Source organism: Spongiactinospora rosea, assembly GCF_003315795.1.
Lineage (GTDB): Bacteria > Actinomycetota > Actinomycetes > Streptosporangiales > Streptosporangiaceae > Spongiactinospora > Spongiactinospora rosea.
Genome location: NZ_QMEY01000070.1, coordinates 1 through 1,730, shown reverse-complemented (window position 1 = coordinate 1,730; position 1,730 = coordinate 1). Strand labels below are relative to the sequence as shown.

1 protein-coding gene is annotated in these 1,730 nt (G+C 68.4%); it reads left to right on the top strand.

Features of this window, described 5'->3' with window-relative positions:
- Positions 1–70: 70 nt before the first annotated feature.
- Positions 71–1,699 (top strand): IS1634 family transposase, encoded by a 1,629-nt coding sequence (locus DP939_RS48575; RefSeq protein ID WP_450097551.1) that lies wholly within the window; start codon positions 71–73, stop codon positions 1,697–1,699.
- The last annotated feature ends 31 nt before the right edge of the window (positions 1,700–1,730 follow it).

The window sequence follows — 1,730 nt, the reverse complement described above, 5'->3', positions numbered from 1 at the left end:
GCTAGCCCCGTTTTCCGCACGTGAGGCTTTTTGAAGATCGCCGGGTTGCCGTGGTGATCGTCGTCGCGATATCACCTGGCTGGTGAGACAGCGTGCGCAGTGGGGCCAGGCCAGTGTCGAGAAGATGCTCGGAGCGTTACCGGTCATCGCCGGGTTCTGCTCGCGGTTACGGATCCGGGAGCTGGTGGATGCGGCCTGCCCGGTGCGGGACACGGCGGAGTTGACGCATGGACAGGTGATCGAGGCGCTGGTGGCCAACCGGCTGACCTCGCCCGCCCCTTTGGTGCACGTGCAGGACTGGGCCGGGCGCTGGGCGGTGGGCGAGGCGTTCGGGGTCGAGCCCGCCCTGCTCAACGATGACCGCATCGGCCGCGCTCTGGATGCCATCGCTCCGCACCTGGACCACCTGGCCGGATCGGTCGGACTGGCCGCGATCGAGGCGTTCGGCATCCAGGTGACCCGCCTGCACTGGGACATGACCTCGATCTCGTTGCACGGCGACTACGAGCAGGTCGAGCCCGGCTACGCGCGGCCGCGTTTCGGCCACCCCAAAGACCGGCGGCCGGATCTGAAGCAGGTCCAGGCCGGGATCGCGGTCAGCGGTGACGGCGCGATCCCGGTCTTTCACCGCGCCTATGACGGCGCGGCCGGTGAGGTCGGGCAGGTCATCGGCGCGATGCAGGGCCTGCAGAAGCTGGCCGGCCCGCAGCGGATGCTCATGATCGGTGATTCCAAGCTGGTCTCGTATGCGAACCTGGCCGCGATGACCGCCGCCGGGGTCGGCTTCATCGCACCGGCCTCCAAGCACTACATCAGCGCCGAGACCCTGGCCGGCCAGAAGATCACCCATGCCGCCCGGGTGGACTATGTCGCCGCCCGGGACGAGGGCAAGCCCGTCGGGCGGCGTGGCGTCTGGCACGTGCGTGACGACGTCATGACGCTGGCCGGGCCGCGCAAGAAGGACCCGGTGCTGAGACTGCGAAGGATCTTCGTGCACTCCTCGGCCCGCGCCCAGGCAGCCGCTACCGCCCGAACCAAGAAACTCGATCGGGCCCGCGATGATCTGGCCCGGCTGGAACGCGGCCTGGGCAGCCGCCACTACCCCGGCGAGCAGGCTGTGGCCGACCGGATCACCGCGATCGGCCGCGCCCGGCGGGTGAGCGCCTACCTGACCGCGGTCACCGGCACCGACCCGGACACCGGCAAACCCACCCTCAGCTGGCACTTCGACCAGCAGGTGCTGGACGCCGAAGCCGCCACCGATGGCTGGTACGCGCTGCTGACCAACCTTGATGCGGATCAGGCCGACGCCGGACAGGTGCTGTGCCACTACAAAGGCCAAGAAGCGGTCGAACGCCGCTACCAGGCATTCAAGGGCCCTTTGGCCGTCACCAGCCTGTATCTGAAGAACAACCGCCGAATCGCCGCGCTGATCACCGTGATCTGCCTGGCCCTGCTCATCTTCTGCCTGATCGAACGCCAGGTCCGCCACGCCCTGGCGGCTCGCGGCCAGGCCAAGATGGACGGCTTGTACGCCGGACGGCCCGCCGTGCCCACCGGCAAGCTCATCCTCGACGCGCTGGCCGGTATCCGGCTGATCCCGGGCACCGGCCAATCACCCCCGATCATCCCGCACCCCACCGATCTCCAACTCGATCTCCTGGACCTCCTCGACATCGATCCACGAGACCTCCGCTGAAGATCACTCACGTGCGGAAAACGGGGCTAGC